The sequence below is a fragment of the Streptomyces sp. NPDC007917 genome (genome assembly GCF_042959105.1).
Lineage (GTDB): Bacteria > Actinomycetota > Actinomycetes > Streptomycetales > Streptomycetaceae > Streptomyces.
Window position 1 is genome coordinate 116,818 of sequence record NZ_JBIBKK010000018.1, and the last position, 25,053, is coordinate 141,870.

The 25,053-nt window shown below is 70.9% G+C and carries 12 protein-coding genes (1 of these 12 only partly in view); 4 read left to right on the forward strand and 8 right to left on the reverse strand.

All coding sequences use genetic code 11. The annotated features are described in order from the left end of the window. On the reverse strand, nt 1–10,472 hold the 5' portion of the coding sequence (locus tag ACFZDL_RS30735) for an amino acid adenylation domain-containing protein (RefSeq protein WP_353595001.1). The gene continues 2,239 nt to the left of window position 1, outside the view; 10,472 of the gene's 12,711 nt are visible here — the first part of the coding sequence; its start codon is at nt 10,470–10,472; its stop codon lies off the left edge, out of view. Nucleotides 10,473–11,203: 731 nt separating this feature from the next. Here ACFZDL_RS30735 and ACFZDL_RS30740 point away from each other — a divergent pair. Both ACFZDL_RS30740 and ACFZDL_RS30745 read left to right on the forward strand, forming a co-directional pair. After that, complete coding sequence (locus ACFZDL_RS30740; protein ID WP_353595028.1) at nt 11,204–12,694, forward strand: tryptophan 7-halogenase; 1,491 nt, start codon at nt 11,204–11,206, stop codon at nt 12,692–12,694. Between the two features lie 72 nt (nt 12,695–12,766). After that, nucleotides 12,767–13,525 carry a 3-hydroxyacyl-CoA dehydrogenase gene (locus ACFZDL_RS30745; protein ID WP_353595000.1) on the forward strand — a complete coding sequence of 253 codons (759 nt, stop codon included), beginning with the start codon at nt 12,767–12,769 and terminating at the stop codon, nt 13,523–13,525. 57 nt (nt 13,526–13,582) lie between these two features. On the opposite strand, the gene ACFZDL_RS30750 is transcribed toward ACFZDL_RS30745, so the two are convergent. From ACFZDL_RS30750 to ACFZDL_RS30780, 7 genes are all read right to left on the reverse strand, one after another. Next, nucleotides 13,583–15,106, reverse strand: a complete 1,524-nt coding sequence (locus ACFZDL_RS30750; RefSeq protein WP_353595026.1) for an MDR family MFS transporter — start codon at nt 15,104–15,106, stop codon at nt 13,583–13,585. 205 nt (nt 15,107–15,311) lie between these two features. Then, entirely contained in the window at nt 15,312–15,938 is a 627-nt protein-coding gene (locus tag ACFZDL_RS30755; RefSeq protein WP_353594999.1) for a TetR family transcriptional regulator, read from the reverse strand. A 153-nt stretch (nt 15,939–16,091) separates the two neighbouring features. Continuing rightward, nucleotides 16,092–17,033 carry an NAD-dependent epimerase/dehydratase family protein gene (locus ACFZDL_RS30760; RefSeq protein WP_353594998.1) on the reverse strand — a complete coding sequence of 314 codons (942 nt, stop codon included), beginning with the start codon at nt 17,031–17,033 and terminating at the stop codon, nt 16,092–16,094. A 58-nt stretch (nt 17,034–17,091) separates the two neighbouring features. Next, nucleotides 17,092–18,846, reverse strand: coding sequence for an alpha/beta hydrolase (locus ACFZDL_RS30765; RefSeq protein ID WP_353594997.1), 1,755 nt, complete (start codon nt 18,844–18,846; stop codon nt 17,092–17,094). A gap of 90 nt (nt 18,847–18,936) precedes the next feature. Next, nucleotides 18,937–19,911, reverse strand: a complete 975-nt coding sequence (locus ACFZDL_RS30770; RefSeq protein ID WP_353595024.1) for a 2-hydroxyacid dehydrogenase — start codon at nt 19,909–19,911, stop codon at nt 18,937–18,939. A gap of 16 nt (nt 19,912–19,927) precedes the next feature. After that, on the reverse strand, nt 19,928–21,202 hold the full coding sequence (locus ACFZDL_RS30775) for a glucarate dehydratase family protein (RefSeq protein ID WP_353594996.1): 1,275 nt from the start codon (nt 21,200–21,202) through the stop codon (nt 19,928–19,930). Between the two features lie 58 nt (nt 21,203–21,260). After that, on the reverse strand, nt 21,261–22,223 hold the full coding sequence (locus ACFZDL_RS30780) for a 2-hydroxyacid dehydrogenase (RefSeq protein WP_353594995.1): 963 nt from the start codon (nt 22,221–22,223) through the stop codon (nt 21,261–21,263). 376 nt (nt 22,224–22,599) lie between these two features. On the opposite strand from ACFZDL_RS30780, the gene ACFZDL_RS30785 reads away from it, so the two are divergent. After that, on the forward strand, nt 22,600–24,114 hold the full coding sequence (locus ACFZDL_RS30785; RefSeq protein WP_353594994.1) for an ABC transporter substrate-binding protein: 1,515 nt from the start codon (nt 22,600–22,602) through the stop codon (nt 24,112–24,114). A gap of 1 nt (nt 24,115) precedes the next feature. After that, the gene (locus ACFZDL_RS30790; RefSeq protein WP_353594993.1) at nt 24,116–25,045 is read left to right on the forward strand and encodes an ABC transporter permease; all 930 of its coding nucleotides are present in this window, start codon (nt 24,116–24,118) and stop codon (nt 25,043–25,045) included. The last annotated feature ends 8 nt before the right edge of the window (nt 25,046–25,053 follow it).

A 25,053-nucleotide genomic window follows, 5' to 3' on the forward strand; every position in this document is an offset into this window, starting at 1 on the left:
TCCCAGACGGAGAAGTCGAAGGCGAAGGAGTGGAACAGGGTCCACACGTCGTCGTGCCCGAACCGGAACCAGTCGGCCGTCGCCGTGAACAGGCGGGTGACGTTGCGGTGCTCGACCATCACCCCCTTGGGGGTGCCGGTGGAACCGGAGGTGTAGATGATGTACGCCAGGGTGTCGGGCCCCGCCGCCGACATGGCCGGCGGGTCGGTGTCCGGGGCCGTGGCCCAGCGGTCGGCGTCGGCGCGCAGGTCGATCAGCGGGACCTCACCGGTGGCCAGGCCCTCCGGCAGCGGGCCGTCGGTCAGCACGGCGTGCGGGGCGCTGTCGGCCAGCGCGTGGGCAAGCCGCTCCGGTGGCGAGGCCGGGTCCAGCGGTACGTAGGCGCCGCCGGCCTTGAGCACGGCCAGCTGCCCGATCACCATCTGCTCGCTGCGCGGCAGACAGAGCGCGACCAGCGCCTCCGGGCCGACGCCCAGGTCACGCAGGTGGTGTGCCAGCCGGTTGGCGCGGGCGTTGAGCTCGCGGTAGCTGAGCGAGGTCTCCCGGTACGTCACGGCGGTGGCGTCCGGCCGGCGGGCCGCCACCTCCTCGAACCAGGTGTGCAGACAGCGGCCGTCGTCGTACGGCGTCGGCTCCTCGCCCCACCCGGTGAACACCTGGTGGCGCAGCTCGGCCGGCAGTACGGGCAGTTCGAGGGCGGGGCGCTCCGCGTCCTCGGGCGCGGCCAGGGCGTCCACCAGACCCGCCATGGCGGTCTCCAGATAGTCGACCACCAGGCCCGCGTCCTGGGCCCGGTCGATCAGCGCCTCGACGGAGAACGCGTGGCCCCGGTCGTCGACCGAGACGGCCACCGGGTAGTTGCTCCGCTCGATCACCCCGGTCAGCGGGGTGACCCCGGCGATCGCCGACCCGGGCTCGCCGGCGCGGTCCCCGGTCTCCATGTGCCGGTAGTTGAAGTACGCGTTGAACAGCGGGACCTCGGGCGCCAGGCCGCTGTGGCCCTGGGCCTCGGGGAGCGGGACCTGTTCGTAGCGCACCAGCTCGCGCAGGGTCCGCTCGGTGTCCCGTACCAGGTCCCGGACGGACCTGTCGGCGAGGTCGAGGCGCACGGGGAGGGTGTTGATGAAGCTGCCGAGCATGCGCTCGATCCCCTCGGGGCCCTGGAGCCGGCCGGACATGACCGTGCCGAACACCACGGTGTCGCGGTCGGCGCACGCCGCGACGACCAGCGCCCAGCCGGCGTGGAACAGGGTGGCCGGACTGACCCGCAGCTCCTTGGCGAGCGCGCGGATCCTCCCGCCCAGCTCCTCGTCCAGTTCCCGGCGCAGCTCGACGGTGCGGCTGCCGTCGCCGTGCACATCGTGCAGGCCGAACATCACGGTCGGTTCGGTGATGTCCCCGAGCTGCCCGGCGAAGAAGTCCGCGGGGTCGAGCCGGTCGGCCAGGTGCCCGGTGCGCGCGACGAAGTCCCGGTACGGCGTGGGGGCCCGCAGCGTGTCCGCCCGCCCGCCCATCCGCGCGGCGATCTCCGTGAGCAGCAGCACGAACGACGAGGCGTCGTGGATGACGTGGTGGACGCTCAGCACCGCCCGCCACACCCCGGTGACCGGGTGCCGTGCGGCGCGCAGCCTGATCAGGGGGGCCCGGTCCAGCGGTATGGCCGCGGCGCGGGACAGGATCTCCTCGATCTCGTCCTCGGCGGTGGCCCCCGGGCCCACCTCGATCTCGTCGACGGTGAAATCGGCGTGGCGCACCACCACCTGGACGGGGCGGCTGAGCCCGTCGGTGAGGATCGCGGTGCGCAGCGCGTCGTGCCGGTCGATGGCGGCGCTCAGGGCCTCGGCGAAGCGGTCCAGGTGGGCGCGGCTGTCGAAGGCGAACATGCCCGACAGCACGTACGGGTCGCGCCCGCCCTCCCTGAGGCTGTGGAACAGCATGCCCTCCTGGAGGGCCGCCAGCGGGTACACGTCCTGGACGCCTGCTGCGCCGCCGGGCACCGCGGCGACAACGGCCGCTATCTCGTCCTCGGTCAGGGCCACCAGCGGCAGCATGTCGGCGGTGATGTGGGCGCAGCCCTCGGGGATCCCGCTCCCGGCCGGGGCCGGATCGTCGGGCGCCGGGCCCTGGCCGGTCGCGACGGCCGCGGCGATGTCGCCGAGCGTCCCGGCCGCGAAGACGCTCTGGGCCTCGCAGGTCAGCCCCCGGTCACGCAGCATCGCCGAGAACCTGGGGACCAGCATGGAGTGGCCGCCGAGCGCGATGAAGTTGTCCTCGATGCCGATCTCCTCGCCGCGGAAGTCGAGAAGTTCGGCACAGACCTCGAGCACGATCCGCTCGGTGTCGGTGAGGGATGTGTCCGGTTCCGCTTCGGCGGGCGGCGCGGTGTCCTGGACGGCGGGCGCCTGACGGTCGGCGGGCGCTTGAGCCCGCACGGCGACCGGCGCCCCGGGCCGCGGCGCGACCCAGTAGGTGACCGGCTCGAAGACGGTGGCCGGGAGGGACACCAGGCGGCGGCCCTCGCCGTGGAGTCCGTGCCACGGCACCTTCAGTCCGCGCACCCACAGCTCGGCAAGGCGCTCCAGGTCGCCGTCGGCGACGAGGGCGGACAGGAACGTCTCGCCCTGGGCGCCGTCGAGCAGCATGCGCAGCGGACCGGCGTCCTCGTCGGCGTTGCCGAGGTGGATCGGCGCGGCCAGGCCGGCGGTGGCGGCGGTTGCGTGCTGGGCCTGCGCCGCCTGCCCCGCGGCCCCGGACTCGCTCGCCAGGTGGTGTGCGAGGGCGCCGCGCAACTCCGCCCGGGAGGACACCACCACGGCGAGCCGTTCGGGCTGTGCCTCGCGGCCCAGTTGCAGGGTGTACGCGATGTCCGCCAGATCCGCCGCGTCGTCGCCCGCAAGGAAGTCGTGCAGCCGCCGCGTCGCCGTCCGCAGCCGCTCGCGGTTGCGTGCGGAGACCACGATCAGCTGGGGTCCCGCCTCCGCGGCGCGCCGCTCGGCGGCGGACGGCGGCGGTGCCTCCACGACCAGGCTGACGTGGCTGCCGCCGGCGGCGATCGAGTTGATCAGCGCCCGGCGGGGCGTGTCCGCCGTGCCCCGCGCTTCCCAGTCCGTGAGCCGGTCGCACAGCCACAGCGGTGTGCCGGCGAGGTCCAGGTCGGGGTTGGGCGAGCCCACCTCGACCAGGGGCGGGATCTTTTGGTGCCGCAGCTGGAGGACGACCTTGGTGAGCTGGGCGATTCCGGAGGCCGCCTCGGGGTGCCCGAGGTTCGACTTCACGGTGCCGAGCGCCACCGGTTCGGTCGCGTCGGTGAACACCTCCCGCAGGGCGCGGAACTCGACCGCGTCCGAGAGAGCGGCGCCGTTCGCCGCCGCCTCGACATAGCCGATGGAGTCCGGTTCGACGTCCGCCCGCTCCAGCGCCCGGCGCATGACCTTCACCTGCGAGGCGTGGCTCGGCATCATGAAGCCGTTGCCCCGGCCGCTGTGCAGGGAGGCGGTGCCCTTGATGACGGCGTGGATCGTGTCCCCGTCCCGGACCGCCGCGTCCAGGGGCTTGAGCAGTACGGCGCCGACGGCCTCCGCGGGCAGATAGCCGTCCCCGTCCCGGAAGCTGCGGCTGCCCGGGTGGCTGCCGAGCAGCTGGAGCTCGGACAGGGCCACGTACTTGCCCTGGTCGATCGTCAGGTTGATGCCCCCCGCCACGGCCAGCTCGGTCTCCCCGCGCTGGAGGTCGGCGCAGGCGAGGTGGATGGCGGTCGCGGACGATGAGCACATGCTGTCCACGGCCAGGCTGGGACCCTCCAGGCCGAAGAAGTACGAGACCCGGTTGGCGATCATGTTGTACGAGGTCGACGAGGTGAGGGCGACCAGCGTCGGGTCCGACTCCTCCGCGCGGTACATCTGGTAACCCGCGCCGATGTAGACGCCGACACGCCGCTCATAGCGCCGCTCGATCGCCTCCTGCGTCACGCCGCTCTGCTCCAGCAGATGCCACACGGTCTGCAGGAGCAACCGCTGCTGCGGGTCCATCGCCTTGGCGTCCCGGGGCGCGATGCCGAACAGCTGCGCGTCGAACTGGTCGACCCCTTCGATGAACCCGCCCCACTTGCCGCGGCTCAGGCCCGCGTCGTCGAGGAGCCGGTGGTCCCAGCGCTCCCGCGGAATCTCGGTGACGCCGTCCTCGCCGTCCCTCAGGTGGGCCCAGAAGGTGTCCAGGTCGTCCGCCTGCGGGTAGCGTCCGCTGATGCCGACGATCGCGATCTCCTGGCCGCGGCCGGAGCGCTCCTGACGGGGCGCGGGAGCCGTGGGCCGCGGCGCGGTGCTGACCGCGGCCGCGGTGGGAGCGGGAGTGACAGCGGGGTGCACCCGATCCGCCTGGTCCGCCTGCTCTGTCTGATCCGCCTGCTCCGTCTGATCCGCCTGGTCCGTCTGTGGCGACTCGGCCGGCATGCCGACCAGCGAGCGCAGCGCCTGCGTGTGTTCGGCCGCGAAGTACCGGGCCAGCTCACGGACCGTCGACATCTCGAACAGCAGGGTCTTCGGCAACGGACCGAACGGCTCCTCCAGTCGGGAGATCACGTTGACCGCGACGACGGAGTCCATGCCGAACTCGTCCAACGGCGTCTCGACGTCCAGACGCTCCGGACCGAGCTTCAAGGAGGCCGCGAGCAGGCGCCGCAGATGGGCCACCGCCCGGTCCTCCAGCGCACGCGCGGCGCCCTCCCCTGCCGGGCGCGGCGCGGGAGCCGGGGCGGCCGGCGGTTCCTCGCCGTGGCCGGGCAGCCGGGAGAGCACCAGATCGCGGCGTCCCACGAGGACGAGCAGCCGGCCGGCGTCGAGGCCGTTGTCAGCCGCCGCCATGGCGGCCCGCAGCGCCAGCGTCCCGCGGGGGGTGTCCAGGGGTGCGAGCCCGGCGCCGCGCAGCTGCGCGCGGACCGTCTCGTCCCCCATGCCGCCCTCGTCCCAGAGCGGCCAGCCGATGGAGACGGTCCGGCCGTGGCGCGCACCGGTGTCGACAAGGCGGTTGCGCTGGGCCGCGTAGGCGTCCATGAACGCGTTGCCGGCCGCGTAGTCGGCCTGCCCGGCGTTGCCGAACGCCCCCGCGGTCGACGAGAAGCACACGAACACCTCAAGCGGCTGGTCCTGGGTCAGCTCGTCGAGATGGACCAGGCCGGCGACCTTGGGGGCGAGGACGCGCGCCACGTCGTCGGTGCCCTTGCGCAGGATGAACATGTCGTCGATGACCCCGGCGGAGTGCAGCACCCCCGTCAGCGGGCCGTGAGCGTCCGCCACATGGGCCAGCACACGGGCCAGCGAGGCCCGGTCCGCCACATCGGCGCGCTGGTGGTCCACCGTCAGGCCCGCCGCGCGCAGCGCGTCCAGCGCGCCGCGCTTCTCGTCGCTCAGCGGGGAGCGGCCGGTGAGGACCACGGTGGCGTGGCGGACCGACGCCGCGATGTCCCGGGCGACGACGAGCCCGAGGCCCCCGGCGCCTCCGGTGATGAGGTAGACGCCGCCTTCCTTCCACGGGGTGTCCGGGACCTGTACGGGCGACACCTCCTCCCACCGTTCGACGCGCCGCCGGCCGGCGCGGTGCCGTACCTCCGGCTCGAGGCGGTGTGCCGCCTCGGACTTCAGGCGGGCGGCGACGGTGGCCGGGGACGCGCCGTCGAGGCAGTCCACGTACTGCGTGTGCAGCAGCGGGTTCTCCAGGCTCGCCGTCTTCAGCAGACCGGTGAGTCCGCTCAGACACGCCAGGCGCTCGGCGTCGGCGGCCGTGCCGACCGGCGCGACCTGGAACAGCACGGGCCGCCGTACGCCCCCGTGCAGCAGCTCGCGGACCAGGGTGAACACCTGCTGGGCCGCGTCGGTGTACATCCGGTCGAGCGAGCCTTCCGCCGGTTCCACGAACCGGCACACGGCGCCGGCGGGCAGCGCGGCCCGCAGCTGCTCTCGGTCCGCGGCCGGGAGCCGGCCGATCACCACGACGTGGTGTTCGGCGTAGGTCTCCCCCGGGCCGGCCGGGCCCGCTTCCCGCGCGTCCCACACCGGGCGCAGCAGCACCAGGTCACCGTCTTGGGCCTGGTGGGGCTCCGTCGCGCGCGGCGGGGCCGCGGCGGGGAGGGCCGGCAGCTCCGACGCGTCGCCGTCCAGGTCGAACCAGCACCGGTCCCGGGCGAACGGATACCCGGGCAGGCTGATGCGCCGCGCGGGCGTGGCCGAGGGGTGCGCCGCCTCCCACCGCACCGCGGCGCCGTCGGCCCACAGGCGCAGCAGCCGGTCGTGGACGCCGCGGTCGGTCCAGTCCGACAGGGCCGAGCGCAGCGCCTCGTCGCCCGGGCCCGCCGCCGGTGCCGCCCCGCCGGATCGGACGGTGCCGCGCACCCAGGGTCCGGGCCGCTGGGGGTCGGCGATGAACGATGCGAGCCGGTCCCTGGCGGCGGAGAGCGATGTCGCCGCGAAGGCCAGCCGCTCCTGCAGCGCCATGCGCCCCACCTGGAGGGTCCAGGCGACATCGGGAAGGGCGTCGTCGCTCAGCTCCGCCAGCCGCCCGTGCAGCCGCCGGGCCTGCTCCACGAGCTGGGCCTCGCTCTGCGCGGAGAGCACCAGCAGCGCCGGCCGGCCCTCGGCGGCGGCCCGCCGGGGTTCCGGGGCCGGGGGCTGGTACTCGGAGACGATGAGGTGGGCGTTGGAGCCACCCGCGCCGAAGCCGGAGACGCCGGCGATCCTGGGGAGCGTCCGCTGCTCCCCGTCGATCTCCACCGTCGGCCGCTGCCACGGCTCCACGCGCTGCTGCACCCGCAGCGGCGTCCCGTCGAAGTCGAGGTGCGGGTTGAGCGTGTCCGAGTGCAGGCTCGGCACCAGTTCCCCGTGGCGCAGCTGGAGCAGCACTTTGGTGAGTCCGGCGATGCCCGCGGCGCTCTCGGCGTGCCCGATGTTCGACTTGACCGAGCCGATGGCGCAGTTCGACGGCGGGCCGTCCGGGCCTCGCAGGGCCCTGGCCAGGCCGCTGACCTCGATCGGGTCTCCGAGCGCCGTTCCGGTGCCGTGTGCCTCGAGGTAACTGACCGTGCGCGGGTCGACGTTCGCGGCCGAGAGGGCGGCGGTGATGACCTCGCCCTGCGCCATCGGGGAGGGCACCGAGTAGCCGGAGGTGCGGCCGCCGTGGTTCAGGGCGGTTCCCTTGATCACGCCGTGGATGTGGTCTCCGTCGGCGACGGCGCGCGCCAGGGGCTTGAGCAGGACGGCTCCGACGCCCTCGCCCGGCACATAGCCGTCGCCGCCGTCGCCGAAGCTGCGGCAGCGGCCGTCGCTGGAGAGGAACCGGCGCTGGCTCAGCAGCACGTACTTGTTCGGGTGGGAGGTGATGTTCACCCCGCCGGCCAGCGCCGCGTCGCACTGACCGCTCTTGATCGCTTCGCAGGCCAGGTGGATGGCGGTCAGCGAGGACGAGCACATGGTGTCCACGGTGATGCTGGGCCCGTGGAAGTCGTAGAAGTACGAGACCCGGTTGGCGACGCTGGACCCGCTGCCGGACAGGGCGGCCGCCCGGCCACGGTCCTGTGCCTGCGCGCCGTAGAGCTGGTACTCCTGGTACATCACGCCGACGAAGACGCCCACCCGGCCGGAAGTCCGCCCCGCGGCGTCAGGGGCGGAGGAGGCCCGGCCCAGCTGTTCGCCGGTGTATCCGGCGTCTTCGAGCGTGTGGTGGGCGCATTCGAGGAACAGGCGCTCCTGGGGGTCGAGGAGTTCGGCCTCGTGCAGCGAGATCTGGAAGAACAGCGGGTCGAAGCGGTCGATGCCGTCGATGAACCCGCCCCAGCTGCCCTTCGAGGAGCCGCCGATGTCGGCGTACCGGCGGTGGTCCCAGCGCTCCGCCGGCACCTCCCGGATGCAGTCGCGGCCGGAACGGAGGTTCTGCCAGAACTCGTCCAGGTCCGCGGCTTCGGGGTAGCGGCCGCTGACGCCGACGATCGCGATGTCGGTGTCCGCGTAGGCGCCCTCGGCGACGGGGGCCGGGCGGGCCTCCGCCCGGACCGGCGTTGCGTCCTCGTCGCGCGGGGTGGCCCGCCCTGCCGACGGAGCGGGGTCCGGGCGCTGTGGCACATCCGTCAGCACCCGGGTGTTCAGCCCGGTCAGGTCCGCGCAGACGCGGCCCTGTTCGTCGAACACGGTCACATCCAGCCGGGCCGACGCGGCGCCGGGCCAGCTCCCGGTCTGGTGCCGGATCCACGCGTACGCCGTGGCGGGGGTGGCGGCCCACGCCGCCACCTCGCGCACGGCGAACGGCAGCGCGGGGTCGGCGGGCAGCCCGTCGGGCTGCGGCGCGGCCAGCGGCAGGCCGATCGTGGCCTGCAGGGCGCCGTCGAGGATGCTGGGGTGCAGCAGATAGCGGTCCAGCGGCTCGGCCGCCGCCGGCAGGCGCAGTTCGGCCAGCGCCTGGGGGCTGCCCGTCTCGTCCCTGCCCACCCGCAGCGTCGCCACCGACCGCTGGGTGGGTCCGTAGTCCATGCCGACGCGCGCGTACAGGTCGTAGACCTCGGTACCGCTGATCACCCGCTCGGCGCAGGCCACGCGCAGGTCGTCCAGTGTCGGCACGGTCCGGTCGCCGACGTCCGCCGTGCTCGCCCGGCCCGTGCCGCACACCGTACGGGCACCGTCGCCGTCGACGCGGTCGATCGTGTACTCCCAGCGGCCGTCGGGCAGCGGCTCGATGCTCACCCGCAGCTCCAGCCCCTCCGGGCCGCAGGTCGCCGGCCGCAGCCACACCACGTCGTGCAGCCGCACCCGCTCCGCGTGCTCCTCGCCCAGGGCGGCCACCACCGCCGCGCGCGCCATCTCCAGCTGCGCGACCGCGGGGAGCAGCCGGCTGTTGCGCACCCGGTGGTCCCGCAGGAACGGCTCGTCGCCGCTGAAGTGTGTGTGGCACACGACGACGTCGCCGCCGTCGGACACCACGCGATGCACCATCGGGTGCGGGCGCCTGTCCGCCTCGGCAGCCGCCGTGGCGGAGCCGTCCCGCGCCGGCACCGGCTCGTGGTGGGTGGCGGCCACGTACTCGGCCACGGCCTGCGCGGTCCTGCGTTCGATGAGCACGGCGGAGGTGAGGGCCGGCCCGTAGCGGTCGTCGAGCCGGGCGGCCAGCTGGGCGAGGCCGGTGACATCGAGCCCGAACTCCCCGAACTCGGCGCGCGGATCCACCTCGTCGGCCGGCACGCCAAGCAGTACGGAGATCTCGTCGACCAGCGTGGCGCGCACGGCGGCCACCCGGTCGGCCGGGCCGAAGTCCTGCGTCGCCCCGTGTCGTTCGGTGACCTGTCCCTGCAGCCAGTCCGCGAGCTGGGCGACGGATCTGTACTCGAACACGATCGTCGGCGAGAGCGAGAGGGCCAGCCGGTTCTCCAGCGCGGGCACCAGGGACACCAGCTGCGCGGAGGTGAGTCCCAGCTCGTAGAAACTGCCGTTGACATCGATCTGGGAGGCGGGCCGCTCCAGGCGTGCCGCGACCAGCTCGCGCACCGTGGCCAGGGCGTCCCGCCCCTCGGTGGCCTCAGCGGTGGCCGGTCCGGCCACCGGGTCCGCCGTGGGGGTGGCGGCCACCGCCGCCGGGATGTTCCCGTCCCGGACGTCCAGGGACTCCACGGCGCGGACCCGCTTGGCCACCAGCTGGCCGATCTCCGCGATCTGGGCACCGGTCTCGTCGTAGAACTCGACCGCCAGCCGGAACAGCTCGTCGTCCCGGCGCGCCGAAGCCGCCGGTACCCGTACGAAGCAGCGCGGGCCGAGGGGCGCGATCGCCCGGAACGACTCGAACACCAGCGGCAGATAGAGGTCATCGCCCTGGTGCTCCTCGTCGAGCACATGGATGCCCACGCCCCCGCCGAGCAGCCCCGCTTCGAACAGCGCCGGGTGGAAGAGGAAGTTGGGCGAGCTGCCGGAGTGCGTCCGGGGAAGTTCCAGCGCCACGACCGAGTCGGCGGCCCGGTGGTGCACCGTGCCCTCGACCTTCATCAGGCCCGAGTGGACCAGCTCGCGCTCGCGGACCCAGGCGTAGACATCGGCGATGGGAAGCAGCCGCTCGGCCCCCGTGAGCGGCAGGGACAGCCGCCGCCCGCCGAAGTCCGGCGCGGGCTGCCGGTGTGCGGTGACCGTGGCGTGCAGCACGTCCGCGCTGTCCTGGGGGCGTCGGCTGCGGACCTCGATCCGCCACCCTCCGGCAGGCGCCGGGCCTGCCTCCACGGTGGTGAGAATCTGCTCACCGGGGCCCGCCACGAGCGGCGCGAGAATGGTGAGGTTGCGCAGTTCGACGTCGGGCATGGCGTGACCATGCCGGGCGAGAACCTGGAGCACCAGATCCACATATCCGACGCCTGGAAGGAGGGTGCGCCCGTACACGCGGTGACCGCTGAGCAGTGGATTGTCGGCGGTGACGGTGAAGGTCTCGCTGAACGTCGACGAGCCGGTCGTTGGCATCTCTTCCCCAGGAGAAGTCGTAATCCATCCCAGAAGAGCGTCGAACCGGCGACCCAGGGATGTTCAGAGCGTACGCAGAATGTGCTGAAAATCGGCGGCGCAGCGCTGCGAATAACAGCGGACCCCGAGTTCACGTCAGAAAATACGTCAGCACCGTAAAGAGCGCCTAAAAAATGTTCAGCGCAGAACAACCCAGCGCATCAGAAAGTGGACACTTTCCGGCACAGCGGAATGCGGTCGCAAGAACTGCGTAGACATTGCCAAACCCCCGTTATGAGCAAATCTCGCACAACAGCGCAGGTCCTACCGTGGGGACGTCTCGTCCGCCAACCCCCCGATCTGCGCCAACTGTTGAACCCTACGTCGCGGTCGATCTCGACGCAATAAACTCAGCGTGATGAGGCGGCATCGAAGCGTCAAAGCGGATTAGTTGAATCCGGTGCGCATTACGTCCGTGAACGGAAGGTGAACGGATCTCCCTGGACCTTGTACCCACAGAACTCGGTCGACATTGCAGTCGGCCATCCTGTAACCTCGCGCCGATGCTCTTCAGGCATTAGGGGATCGACACAGAAGACCCAATGCCGTCGTCGGCGCCGGGCCACCGTGGCATGTTGGACGAACGACATTGACAGCCACCCGCGTCATTGGCATACGTTGCCTGACACCGCCCTCCGTATACGACATCGCCATGCTCAGCGAGAGAACCAGGGGGAAGACACGTGGATAACGTGGATAACTTCGAAGAATTCGACGTCGTGGTGGTGGGTGGCGGCCCTGCCGGTTCGACACTGGCCGCGCTCGTGGCCAAGAAGGGCCATTCGGTGCTCGTTCTGGAGAAGGAGTCCTTCCCGAGGTACCAGATCGGGGAGTCCCTGCTGCCGGCGACGATCCACGGCATCTGCCGGCTGACCGGCGCCGCGGACGAGCTGGCGAAGGCGGGCTTCCCGCTGAAGAAGGGTGGCACGTTCCGCTGGGGGGCCAACCCGGAGCCGTGGACGTTCGAGTTCGCGGTGTCACCGAAGATGGCGGGCCCGACATCCACCGCCTACCAGGTCGAGCGCTCGAAGTTCGACGAGATCCTGCTGAACAACGCCCGCCGCGTCGGCGCGCAGGTGCGTGAGGGGTGCGACGTCATCGACGTCGTCGAGGACGGCGACCGGGTGGCCGGCGTGCGGTACACCGACGGTCAGGGCGTCGAGCGACAGGCGGCGGCCAAGTTCGTGGTGGACGCCTCCGGCAACAAGAGCCGCCTGTACAAGCGGGCCGGCGGCACGCGTGAGTACTCGGAGTTCTTCCGCAGCCTGGCGTTGTTCGGTTACTTCGAGGGCGGCAAGCGGCTGCCGGAGCCCACCCGCTACAACATCCTCTGCGTCGCCTTCGAGAGCGGCTGGTTCTGGTACATCCCGCTGAGCGACACGCTGACCAGCGTCGGCGCCGTGGTCCGCCGGGAGATGGCCGAGAAGGTGCAGGGCGACCCGGAGAAGGCGCTCCAGGCGCTGATCGACGAGTGCCCGATGATCTCCGACTTCCTCTCCCCCGCCAAGCGGGTCACCGAGGGCCAGTACGGTCAGATCCGGGTCCGCAAGGACTACTCGTACCTCAACACCGCGTTCTGGCGACCGGGCATGATGCTCGTCGGTGACGCCGCCTGTTTCGTCGACCCGGTGTTCTCCTCGGGTGTGCACCTGGCCACGTACAGCAGCATGCTGGCCGCTCGGTCGATCAACAGCGTGCTGGACGGCCAGGTCGAGGAGAAGGCGGCGATGCAGGAGTTCGAGGCTCGCTACCGCCGCGAGTACAGCGTCTTCTACGAGTTCCTGGTCTCCTTCTACGAGATGCACCGCGACGAGAACTCGTACTTCTGGCAGGCGAAGAAGGTGACCAACGCCAGCCGCCCCGAGCTGGAGTCCTTCGTCGACCTGGTGGGCGGCGTCTCCTCCGGGGAGTCCGCGCTGACCTCGGCCGACGCTCTGGCGGAGCGCATGCAGTCGCACACCAAGGAGTTCTCCGAGGCGGTCGACAAGATCGGCGAGAACGCCGGTGGCGGCTGGGGCAACCTGGTGAAATCCTCTGTCGTCCGCGAGGCGATGGTCGAGGGGGCCAAGGTCCAGATGCAGGCGCTGCTCGGCGAGGACGCCGAGGAGGAGACACCGCTGTTCGAAAGCGGTCTGATCCCCTCGCCGGACGGGCTGTCCTGGGTGCACGCACCGACCGGGTGACCGCGGGACCACCGTCACGGCACGACCACTTCGGCAGAACACCTGCGACAGAACACAGAACTGGAGCGACACGTGCGGATCGGGGGAAACGTCGCGCTGGTCACCGGCGGTGCGTCCGGACTCGGCCTGGCGACGGTACGCGCCCTGCACGACCGGGGCGCGAAGGTGGTCATCCTCGCCCGGTCCGCGCGGGGCAAGGACATCGCGGCGGAGCTGGGTGAGCGCGTGGTGTTCTCTCCCGGGGATGTGACCAAGGAAGAGGACGTCGCCACCGCGGTCGACCTTGCCGCGAGCCTGGGCACGCTGCGTATCGCGGTGAACTGCGCCGGGACCGGCAACGCCGTCAAGACCGTCGGCAAGGACGGCCCGTTCCCCCTGGACGCCTTCAACGAGGTCGTCCAGGTCAACCTGATCGGCACCTTCAACGTCATCCGGCTGGCCGCGGCGCGGATCGCTCAGGCCGAGGACGACGGTGAGGAGCGCGGAGTGATCGTCAACGCCGCCTCGGTGGCGGCGTTCGACGGTCAGATCGGGCAGGCCGCCTACGCGGCCTCGAAGGCGGGCGTCATCGGTATGACCCTGCCGATCGCCCGTGACCTCGCATCGCTGCGGATCCGCGTGGTCACGATCGCACCGGGGCTGTTCCACACCCCGATGTTCGCTCCCTACCCCCGGTCCGCGATCGAGGCGCTGGGCCGGCAGGTGCCGCATCCGGCCCGGCTCGGGGACCCCGCGGAGTTCGCCTCGCTCGCCGCGCACATCGTCGAGAACCCGATGCTCAACGGCGAGACGATCCGCCTCGACGGCGCTCTGCGCATGGCGCCGCGGTGAGCTGACCGCGCGTCCGACGGGATGGGGCCCGGCCGACCGGCCGGGCCCCATCGCTGCTCACTCCGGCGCGGAACCCGCTGTCTCCTTGGCCCGGCGCTGGTCGCCGGTCAACGTCTGCAACGGCTTCTCCTTGATCAGCGCCACCGCGATCACCGCCACCGCCGCGATCGGGATGGCATCGCGGAACAGATCGGCCGTGGCCGAGCCGTAGGCGTCCTGGACGGCGCGCAGCACCTCGGGCGGAAGCTTGCTCAGCTCGGGGACCTTGACGGTGCCGTCTCCCGTGGCGGCCGACCCGAAGCGCTCCTGCAGACTCGTGGTCACGCGGTTGGCGAGCACCGCGCCAAGGGCGCTGACGCCGATCGCGCCGCCCATGCTGCGGAAGAAGCTCACGGTGGAGGTGGCGGCTCCCAGGTTGCTCGCTGCCACCTCGTTCTGCGCGGCCAGCACCAGGTTCTGCAGCAGCAGCCCGATACCGGCGCCGAACACCACCATGTAGGCGCTCAGGAGCAGGACGTTGGTGTGCGCGTCGATGGAGCTGAACAACAGGGCCCCGACGGTCATCAGCGCGGCGCCGGCCAGGAGGAACGGCTTCCAGCGGCCGTGCCGGGTGATCAACGAGCCGGCGAGCGTGGAGGCGACCAGCAGTCCGAAGACCAACGGCAGCGTCATCAACCCCGCGACCGTCGGCGACTTGCCGAGGCTGATCTGCAGATACTGCGACAGGAACACCCCGCTGCCGAACATCAGAACACCGACCACCACGGTGGCCAGCGTGGCCAGGGCGACCGTGCGGATGCGGAAGATGCCCAGCGGGATGATCGGCTCTGCCGCCCGCGACTCCACGTACACCGCGAGCCCGAGCAGCACCACACCACCGGCGACCAGGACGGCGGTCTGCCAGGACGCCCAGCCGAACTTGTCGCCGGCCAGGGAGGACCAGATCAGCAGGGCGCTCACCCCGCCGACGATCAGTGCGGCACCAAGCCAGTCGATCCTGACCTCGCGGCGCGCCACCGGCAGGTGCAGGGTGCGCTGGAGCAGGACGACGGCGGCGAGCGAGAGCGGTACGCCGAGGAAGAAGCACCAGCGCCAGCCGAGCCAGGAAGTGTCCACCATCAGACCGCCGAGCAGCGGGCCGATGATGGTGGACAGGCCGAAGACCGCGCCGAACAGACCGGAGTAGCGGCCCATTTCTCGCGGTGAGACGATCGCGGCGAGCACGGCGATCGCGAGGGCGTTCATACCGCCGGCGCCGATGCCCTGGACGACCCGGCTGAGGATCAACACCTCGATATTGGGCGCGAAGCCGGCGATCAGCGAACCGCAGACGAACAGGACGAGCGAGAGTTGGATCAGCAACTTCTTGCTGTAAAGGTCGGCCATCTTGCCCCAAAGAGGCACGGCGGCGGTCATGGCCAGCAGTTCGGTGGTGACGATCCAGGCGTAGACGCTCTGGCTGCCGCCCAGGTCGGGGATGATGCGCGGCAGCGCGTTGGACACAATCGTGGAGGCAAGATTAGACACGAACATGCCAAGCAGCAGTCCGGAGAGCGCCAGGCTGACGGCCTTGGGAGACATCCGGCCGGGCAGTGCGCCCGGCGGGCCGGCCGGGTGGGGAGCCTCGGGCGGAGCCGGGGCGCCCGTGGCGGCGGCGCTCTCGGCGCCCGGCTCGGTCGGCTCACTCGTGGTGGCTTCGACCTGTGGTCGGTCGGATGACGGGGTGCCAGGGGTCATCTCAAACCCTTCGTCGGCGTGGTTGCGACAGCGTGATGTGCTGGGTCGGTCAGGGCGACAGATGCGCCGGTTCGGTGAAGCCGCTGGCGACGGAGTTCAGCGCCTCGTCGACGAACTCGCCGAGCGGCCGGGCCCCGGCGCACAACGCCCACCGGATCAGGGCCGTCCGGAAGGCGGCACCGACGACGGCGGTGACCAGAGCCGGAAAGCCACTGTCGGGGTCGGCCCCGGTGCGGGTGGCGACGGCACCGACCATCGCCTCCTCGGCCACGGCACCGCGGGCCAGCAGCCGCGGCATCATGGACGGGTTCCTGCAGATCATCGTCATCCGGAGGAACCACAGGTCCCGCTCCGCCTGCAGACGTTCGACGCTCGGGACGAACGCCTGCCGCAGCGCGCCGAGGAGGGGCAGGGCCGGATCCGCGGCGAGAAGCTGGGCGCAGAAGTCATCGCCGTCGACGAAGTGATCGCCGATCAGCGCGTCGTCCTTGGTGGCGAAATAGTTGAAGAACGTGCGCGGCGACACACCGGCCGCCTCACTGATGTCCTCCACCGTGACGTGATCGAGCCCGCGCTCCAACACCAGGCGCAGAGCGGTCAAGATCAAAGTGGAGCGGGTCTGCTGCTTCTTGCGGTCCCGCCAGCCCAGCGCGGCACCTGTCGAGGCGTCGATCACGCGAGGAACCGTAGGGCATAATTGCAGCGACTGCAATGTTCACTGGTCGGGCCGACGCACCAGCCAACCGACCTGGCGGAATGGCAAGTTGGCCCGCCCCGTGGAGACGGCGACCGCGCCCGGGTGGCGGCGCGGTGTCCGCCGTCACGGATGTCACCCGGTGGTGGCCAGTCGCTCGCGCCACCATGCCACCGTCGCCTTGACCTGCTCGTCGACGGGGGTGGCCCGTACCGCGAACTCGGCCTCGTAAGCGCTCGCGTCCATCACGAAGGGGCGCTCGAACTGGTAGCGGACCTCCTTCAGTTCGCGGATCAGCGGAGAGAAGACCGACGCGACGCCCAGTACGGCCGGCGGCAGCCGGCGCACCGCGACCGGCCCCGTTCCCGCCTCGGCGGCGAGGAGGTCGACCATCTCCCGGGTGGACCGCGCGGGCTCCGTCGGCACGTGCCAGGCCCGCCCCCAGGCCCGCTCCTCGCCCGCCAGCTCGACCAGGGCGCCGGCCACATCGGGGAGATGGCTCCAGCTGTGCGGGGCGTCCGGATCGCCGAGTGTGGCGACCGGTTTGCCGCGCAGCAGTCGTGGCATGACCCGCGCGGCCAGATGCCCGCCATCGGTCACCCCGGGCCCGAAGAAGTCCGAGGCCCGCACCTCGACCGCCTTGATACGGCCCTGTTCGTGCAGTGTCCGCGCCTGCTCCCACACGGCGGCGCGCACCCGCCCCTTGGGGCCGGTCGCGGCGAGTGGCAGCTCCTCGGTCATGGGACCGTCCACCGGACCGTAGCCGTAGAGGTTGCCCAGCATGACCAGGACGGCCCCGGTGGCCTCGGCCGCCGCGCAGAGCGACGAGGCCAGCGCAGGCCATGCGTCCGTCCAGCGGTGGTAGGGCGGTGCGGCGCAGCCGTAGATCGCGGCCGCGCCCCGCGCGGCTGCGGTCAGCCGCTCGCTGTCCGCCGCGTCGAGCGCGATGTGTTCGATGCCGGGCTCGGGGCTCCGGCCGGACCTGGTGATGACCCGTACCGCATGCCCCTGCTCGGCCAGCAGTCGAGCGGTGGCGGCCCCTGCGGGCCCGGACCCTATGACGACATGGAGACTCACATCCGCACACTAGCGCGCGTATACCGGGCGGCTCGACGGCGGGCCGGGCAGGAGGCGCCTACTTGAGCCGGACCTCGTCGTAGCGCCCCACCACGACGCGCGCCTGGTTCTCCAGGCTCTCCGAACCGGCCACCCAGTAGTTTCCGTGCCCCCTGGTGTCGGTGGACATCTGGTTGGCACCGAAGATGGGGTCGTGGGGGGTGATGAACTGGGTCAGACCCTCGTGGTGGCCGTGGCTGGGCGCCCCCAGCGTGGGGACCGGGTCGTCCTTCGCCTTCTGGTTCCACACATGCCCCGGGGGTACGTCCATGTCCTCGGCCCGTCCCACCTGGACGCCGGGGCTGCCGCTGAACATCACATCGTCCGCCTCCAGGGTGCCCTGGCGGGCGGCGGAACCCGCCACCACGCTCCCGTAGCTGTGGGCCTGCACCGACAGGTGGTCATTGGCCGACGGGCTGTGGGAGGTGTGCAGCCCCGACAGGAAGTCGTTGAAATCTCCCGCCGCCCGGTCGGCGTACCTGTTCAACGCGCCTTGCGGGAAGACGTTCTGCGGAGCGTCGTAGCCCTGCCAGGTGATGGTCGACACCTCGGGTTCGCCCGGCATCGCGCTGGCGGCCTGCCACAGATTGGTGCCTCTGATGATGGGGGTGCGGATGGCGCCGAGCTTGCTCTTGGTGCCGTCGACCATCACGGCGGTGTGGTCGGCCGTGTCCGGATTGCCGTTCGCGATGATCGCGCGCCCGTTGTTCTCGGGGTCGATACCCAGCAGATACGCGGGCGGCAGCCCGTCACCGGTCGGTTTGTAACCGGAAGGTCTCTTGCTGGGATAGGGGTCGACCTTTCCCGTCACATCGAAGCGCTCCTGAATAGCGTTCAGGCCGTCGAGGGAGGACTTCAGATGCTTTCTGCGGTTGTCCCATGTGAGCCATTCCGGGTTGGTCACATACGAGCGCCCGGCGAGGATATTCCTGGGCTTGGGCTCGGGCGGCAGATTCGCCAGCTCGGTCTGGTACTTCGCCCGCTGCTCATTGAGCACAACACGGTTGGCCTCGTCCCGGTCCTCGACGGGAAGGCCGTCCAGCTTGCCCACGCTCGCCGGGAAAAGGGAGATGTACTCCGCCTGCTCCTCTTTGCTCAGGCTCTTCCACCAGGCCGCGTTGTCCTTGGGCGACTTGTCCTTGGGAACCTCGCGCAGATAGTCCCCGACCGTCTTCTCAACCGCCCCCCGGTCCTTGTCCGCATCGATCCAGTCGTCTTTGGTGACCGACAGATCGGCCACCGTGATCAGCTTGCCCAGGGCCCTGGCGTATCTGCCGTCGGCCTCGGTCGCGTCCTTGAGGGCATCGCCGATCCGGTCGGCGAACCCCTGGGCCTGCTCCTTGGGCGTCGTCGTGACGAACGGGGTGCGGCCGTTTCCGGGCTGCTCGTACTCCTGGCCCGGGAGCAGCACCATCGGGGGCTTGTACTCGACCGAACCGTCTTCCTTGACGGTCATCCCCGCGTCCTGCGCGTCCTGGACGGCGTTGTCCAGCTTCTTCTTCGCCGCCCGCAACTCCGCGGCCAGCCCGTTCAAGGCCGTCAGGATCAGCGCGCACTCCACCTGCATGTAGTGGAAGTTCCCACTCAGCCGCTCCAGCCGGCCCAGCGCCGCGCCGACTCCCTGGCCCTTCAGGCCCCCGCGGAGCTTCGCGTTGATCTCATTGTCCAGCCGGTCCTTGGCCGCACTGGCGCTGCTGCTCACCTTGTGCCAGCCGTCCGCCGCCTGCTCGAACTGGGCAGGATCGACCGCCTTCAACTGCGCGAAAGTCACCATGCCGCGGGCCCCCGTTCCCCTGCCTAACCGAGCGCGATAACGGACGGGAAGTTTACGTGAGTTCCGCTACGCGGGGGCGGGTCCCGGGAATTACCTCGATACGCCGGCTCCACGTACCACGTTGGTGAGGGCGCTCCCCTGTGCCAGACGGGTGATGTTGGCGGCGATCTCCGTGGCCCGGGCGGCGAAGGTCTCCTCGGTGTGGCCGGAGTTGTGCGGTGTCATCACGACGTTGGGCAGGGTGTGGAACGGCAGGCGGCTCGGCGCGTGTGGCGGGCCGGCCCACCACACGTCCAGGGCGGCGCCGGCGATGGTGCCGGCCGACAGCGCCTCGTACAGCGCCTCCTCCTGAACGACGGGGCCGCGGGCGACGTTGACGAGGAGGGCGTGGCGGCCCATCGTGGCCAGCTCGGCCGGTCCGACCAGCCCGCGGGTCGCGGGGCCCAGCGGCACGGTGACCACGACGATGTCGGAGTCGGCCAGCAGTTCCTCGAGCCGATCCGTGCCACCCACCCAGTCGGGTCGCAGACCGTCCGGCAGGGGGGCCGACGGATCGCGGCGTACGGCCCGTACGCGCAGGCCGACCGCCTGGCACAGCCGGCCGATCTCCGTCCCCGTCTCCCCGAAGCCGATGACGCCGACGCGCCGCCCCCGCAGGGTGTCGCCGAAGGGCAGCGTGTGGTCGACGGCGACGTTCCGCCACCGCCCGGCGCGCAGCTCCTGATCGGCCGCGAGCACACGCCGGGACAGCATCAGCACGCACATCAGGACGTGTTCGGCGATCGACCTGCCGTGGTGGTGGGTGTTGGCCACGATCACATCCGGCCCCAGCGCCCCCAGGGGGATGCCGTCGTAGCCCGCGCCGACGACGTGGACGAGCCGGAGCCGTCGGGCCCGCCGCGCGTCGTCCTCGGTGAGCTGTGAGCCGACGTAGACGTCGATGTCGGCGATGGCGTCGGCGATCCGCCCCGCGTCCCAGTCGGAGGCCTCCAGCCACTCGTGGCGGCCCTCGGTCCGTGTCCTCAGCCGCTCGGTGAACCTGCTCAGGATCCGGTGGTTGAGCATGATGCGCACAGCTCGGTCACCACCGGGGCGTCTTGGGCTCGAAGGTGGGGTCGAAGCGGCGGATGTAGCCGGTGTCGTCGCGGTCGCGCAGCCCGCAGTCGAGGTACTGCTGATGCAGCCGGGCGAGCGCGTCCCGGTCCAGTTCCACGCCGAGTCCCGGCGCGGTGGGCACCTCGACCCGCCCTTCGGTGAACCGCAGGACACCGGGGGCGATCACATCCTCGTCCGGCTGCTTCCACGGCCAGTGCGTATCGCAGGCGTAGGTCAGCCGTGGCGTGGCGGCGGCCAGGTGCGTCATCGCGGCGAGGCTGATGCCCAGATGGGAGTTGGAGTGCATGGACATGCCGAGGCCGAAGGTCTCGCAGATGGCGCCGAGTTGCGCACAGCGCCGCAGGCCGCCCCAGAAGTGGTGGTCGCCCAGGACGATGCCCACCGAGCCCTGCGCGACGGCGGGGGCGAGGTCGTCGAAGGAGACGACGCACATGTTGGTGGCGAGCGGCGTGTCGGTCTGCCGTGCCACGGCCGCCATGCCGGCCAGGCCCTGGGTGGGGTCCTCCAGGTACTGGAGTGTTCCCTCGAGTTCACGGGCGACGTGGAGCGAGGTCTCCTCGCTCCAGGCGGCGTTCGGGTCGAGCCGCAGCGGCAGGTCCGGGAAGGCCGCCCGCAGGGCGCGTATCGCGGCGATCTCCTCGTCGGGAGGGAAGACGCCGCCCTTGAGCTTGATGGAGGAGAAGCCGTACTGATCGACCATGCGCCGGGCCTGTTCGACCAGCCCCTCGGGGTCGAGCGCGGCGCCCCAGTCGTCGTCCGCCTGATCCGGGTGTCCGGCCCACTTGTAGAAGAGGTAGGCGCTGTAGGGCACGGCCGAACGCACGGCGCCGCCGAGGAGATCGCTGACCGGCCGCCCCACCAGCTTGCCCTGGATGTCCAGGGACGCGACGTCGAACGGGGACATGACGCGGTCCACGGTGCTGCTGCCCGTGACCATGCCGGACATGCCGTCCCCTCCGGCGGTGTCCGAACCGAGCGCGCGACGGGTGCGCTGGATCAGGTCGTTCAGGCTCCAGACGTCCATGCCGACGAGTTCGCCGGCGGTCCGGCGCAGCCGCTCCAGGTGCACGGTGCCGCCGTAGCTCTCACCGATGCCGGTGACACCGCTCTCCGTGGTGAGTTCGACGATGGTGCGCAGCGCGTACGGCTCGTGCACTCCCACCGTGTTGAGCAGGGGGTAGTCCCGGAAGGCCACCGGGGTGACCGTGACCTCGGCGATGCGTTCAGCCGCCCGAACCATGAACACCGTCCTCATATGTAGTCGACGTCTTCATTTGTAAACAGCGGCCGGGTGGCTGTCAATGTTCCGGTACCGGTGTGAGGAGGGCGCCCTCGGTCATGAACCGGTGGAGGTTGCGGAAGGCCAGTTCCCCCATGGCCTCGCGCGTCTCATGGGTGGCGCTGGCGATATGCGGAAGCAGGACGACCGTGTCCAGGTCCAGCAGGTCCTTGGGGACACGGGGCTCATCCGCGAAGACATCGAGCGCCGCGCCCGCTATCGAGCCGTTCACCAGGGCGTGCACCAGGGCCGGTTCGTCGATGACACTGCCCCTCGAGACGTTCACCAGGTAGCCCTGGGGGCCGAGCGCGTCGAGCACGCCCGCCGACACCAGACCCTGGGTGGCGCCGCCTCCGGAGACCGCCACGACCAGCGCGTCGCACTCCGCGGCGAGCTCGGTGGGCGAGGAGATACGGCGGTAGCTCACATCCTCGGCGGGCGTGCGCGAGCAGTAGAGGAGCTCCACACCGAAGCCCTCCAGCCGCCGGGCGATGGCGCGGCCGATCCTGCCGAGCCCGAGGATGCCCACGCGTTTCCCGCTCACCTTGGCCGAGAGGGGGAAGGCGTCCTTGGCCCAGGCGCCACTGCGGACGAAGCGGTCAGCGGCCGACAGCCGGCGCATCACATCGATCAGGGCGCCGACGGCGAGATCGGCCACGCAGTCGGTGAGGACGTCCGGGGTGTTGCTGACGTCAATGCCGCGCGCCCGGGCCCGGGCGACGTCCGTGGTCTCGTAGCCGACCCCGAAGTGGACGATCGCGCGGAGCGCGGGCAGGGCGTCCATCAGATCGTTCGACACACCGATCCGGGCGCTGGTCACGGCGGCCACCACCTCGTCGCCGTGGTCCCGCAGATAGGCGTCGGGATCGGGCAGATCCGCGAGCCGTACGGTGTGATGGCGCTCAGCCAGCGCGGTCTCCAGGCTCGACAGCAGCGGACACACCTGAAGGACAGTGCCGTCGGTGCCGGTTGAGGAAGGCATGGGGCCACTCCCGTTCTTGTGGAATGGCCGGGAGCGTATGGCCGATTTCAATGCCTGTCTAAGCTCAAAAGTGGATCGCTCGATACCTTCTCCATATCAATGGGCGGCCGGAGGACCCCTCCCGCCCCGCTTCGGACCGCGCAACCAACGCTTTGGCCGCACCCCTTGACGCCCCCGCACCTCGGCCTTAGCTTCGGCGTTTACAAATGCAGACCGGGTACGCATGTATGGACAGCCATGTCAGCAATCGCGTCTCCGGCGGCACCACTTCAGCCCTTTCGGAGATACGCCGACGATGAAGTCCTCCGTACGCTCCATGCCTCGCCCAAGAAGGTCCCGAGCACATCCGGTTCTTAACGTTCTGGCCTCGGGCACGATGCTGCTGACCACCGCGTGCACGGTGGCGAACAGCGACTCCGCCGGCGACGCCGGCAGCGCCGACGGCCGCACCCTGCGTGTGGTTCTCACCCAGGAACCCCCGACGCTGGAGCCCTGCGAGTCATCGACGACCGCGACCGGTGTCGTGGTCCGCTCCAACATCACCGAACCGCTGATTGAACGGGACCCCACCTCGGGCAAGCTGGAACCGCTGCTGGCGACCGGCTGGCGGCAGACGAAGCCCACGACATGGACCTTCGACATCCGCACCGGCGTGACCTTCCAGAACGGGCAGCCGTTCACGGCGAAAGACGCCGCCTTCTCCATCGACCGCGCCGTCAACTCCGATCTCGCCTGCAACGTGGACGGCTACGTCTTCGGCGACGAGAAGCTCGACGTGCGCGCCGTCAGCACCACCCGGCTGACCGTCACCACCAAGAAGGCCGACCCCATCCTCCCGCTGCGGATCAGCTTCATCGAGATCGTGCCGCGCACCACCGACGCCAAGGCCAAGGTGCGCATACCGATCGGCACCGGCCCCTACGCCGTCAAGAAGTGGCAGACCGGTGTCTCGATCTCCCTCGCCCGCAACCCCGAGTACTGGGGGAAGGCTCCCGCCTACCCCCGGGCCACCTATGTCTGGCGCAGCGACGCCAGTGTCCGCGCCGCGATGATCAACAAGGGTGAAGCCGACATCACCACATCGCTTGACCCCATGGACGCGACCAAGGACAACTCGGTCGCCTACCCCAACAACGAGACGACCGCCCTGCGGCTCGACGGCCGTGAGGCACCGCTCGACGACATCCGGGTGCGCAAGGCGATCGGCATGGCCATCGACCGCGACGGCATCATCGGCGCCCTTCTCGACGGGAAGGCCAAGCCCGCCGCGCAACTCGTCCCACCCGGCGTGGTGGGCCACAACGACGACCTCGCCCCACCCACGTACGACGTGGCCAAGGCCCGCGCGCTGGTCAAGCAGGCGGCCGCCGACGGCGTCCCCGTCACACGGCGGATCACCATCGTCGCGCGCAACGGCCAGTTCGCCGGGATCGCGGAGACGGCCGAGGCCCTGCAGTACGAGATGGCGCGGATAGGGCTGAACGTAAGGATTCGCATGGCGGACACGGCCACCAGTCTCCAGTACCAGCTGCGCCCGCTGCCCCGCGATGTCGGGCCGATCGCGATGCTGGTCATGCACGGCAACCAGGCCGGGGACGCGGCCTTCACCACCAGTCAGTACCTGCTGAGCGACGGCCCGCAGTCCACCTTCGGCACCAAGGAGCTCGACCGGCGCATCGCCGCGGCGAACGCGCTGTCCGGCAAGGCCCGTGCGAAGGCCTTCGCCGATCTGCTCGCCTATCAGAACAAGACGGTGGCGCAGTACGCCTACCTGGCCCATATGCGCGGGCTGCTCGGCCTGTCGCCGTCGGTCCGGTACCGGCCGAACTCCGCCACCGGAGACGAGATGCGGCTGGCCGAGGCCAGCCCCGTGAAGGCGGGGATCCGCTGATATGACGTCTTTCCTGGGCAAACGCATCATCTCCAGCGCCATCCCGCTGGTGTTCGTGGTGCTGGGCGTGTTCTGCCTGGCACGGCTGACCGGCAACCCGGTCGACCTCTATCTCCCGCTGAGCGCCACCCCCCAGCAGCGCGCCGAGTTCTCCGCCGCGCACGGCTTCGACGACTCCATCCCGGTTCAGCTGTGGGACTACCTCACCCAGGCCGTGCAGTTCGACTTCGGCACCTCGCTGCGCACCGGGCAGTCGGCCTCCACGATGGTGCTCGACGCGTTTCCCGTCACGCTGCAGCTCGCCGGTATGACCATGCTCCTGGCGATCCTCGGCGCCCTGCTGGTCGGCAGCCTCGCCGCCTACCGGCCCAACTCGCTCATCGACCGGATCGCAGGTCTGCTGTCGATGGTCGCGGCCAGCATCCCCGACTTCTGGTTCGCCATCATGGGTGTGCTGGTCTTCGGGGTGGGCCTGGGGTGGCTGCCGACCTCCGGCACCCTGGGCGGCCCCGAGGTGTGGGTGCTGCCCATCGCCACCTTGCTGATCCGCCCGTTCGGCGTGCTCGTCCAGGTGGTCCGCGGCAGCATGGTCGGCGCGCTCTCCGCGCCCTACGTCAAGGTCGCCCGCAGCAAGGGGGCCGGCGCCGGGCGCGTGGTGTTCGGACACGCCCTGCGCAACGCCGTCACGCCCGTCCTGACCGTCGCCGGGGACCTCACCGTCGGTCTCGTCAACGGCGCGGTGATCGTGGAGACGATCTTCGGCTGGCCGGGGATCGGCAAGCTCATGATCGACTCGATTCTGCAGCGCGACTTCGCCGTGCTCCAGGCCGCCGTTCTGATCACCGCCGTGACGATCTTCGCGCTGAACATCCTCGTCGACGTCTGCCACGCCTTGATCGACCCCCGAGTGCGCCAGGCGGTGCCGGCGTGAGCGAAGGA